Source organism: Paenibacillus sp. J5C2022 (assembly GCF_025567625.1).
Classification (GTDB): Bacteria; Bacillota; Bacilli; order Paenibacillales; family Paenibacillaceae; genus Pristimantibacillus.
The window spans coordinates 1-505 of record NZ_JAOQJC010000138.1 but is presented as its reverse complement, the minus strand read 5'-3'; the positions used below and the strand labels follow the sequence as shown (position 1 = coordinate 505).

The 505-nt window shown below is 67.5% G+C and carries 1 pseudogene; it reads left to right on the top strand.

Annotation, left to right across the window (positions count from 1 at the left end):
* Positions 1-505: pseudogene (locus tag M6D81_RS31660) on the top strand (collagen-like protein); the annotation flags it as partial.

Sequence of the window (505 nt, the reverse complement as noted above, 5' to 3'; positions counted from 1 at the left end):
TCAAGGACCGACTGGGCCAACTGGGGCCGAAGGGGCTACTGGACCCCAGGGAGCGACTGGGCCGACAGGCGTGGACGGCGCTACAGGACCTCAAGGGCCGACGGGATCTACCGGCACGGATGGCGCTACCGGACCTCAAGGAGCGACCGGATCAACTGGCGCGGATGGCGCCAACGGACCCCAAGGGCCGACTGGAACAACGGGCGCTGACGGCCCTACAGGACCTCAAGGGCCGACTGGAACAACGGGCGCTGATGGCGCCACTGGACCCCAAGGGCCGACTGGAACAACGGGCACTGACGGCCCTACAGGACCTCAAGGGCCGACTGGAACAACGGGCGCTGATGGCGCCACTGGACCCCAAGGGCCGACTGGAACAACGGGCGCCGATGGCGCCACTGGACCGACAGGGCCAACCGGCATTGATGGTGCAACTGGAGCAACTGGCATCGATGGCGCCACTGGACCTCAAGGGCCAACTGGACCGACGGGCACCGATGGCGCT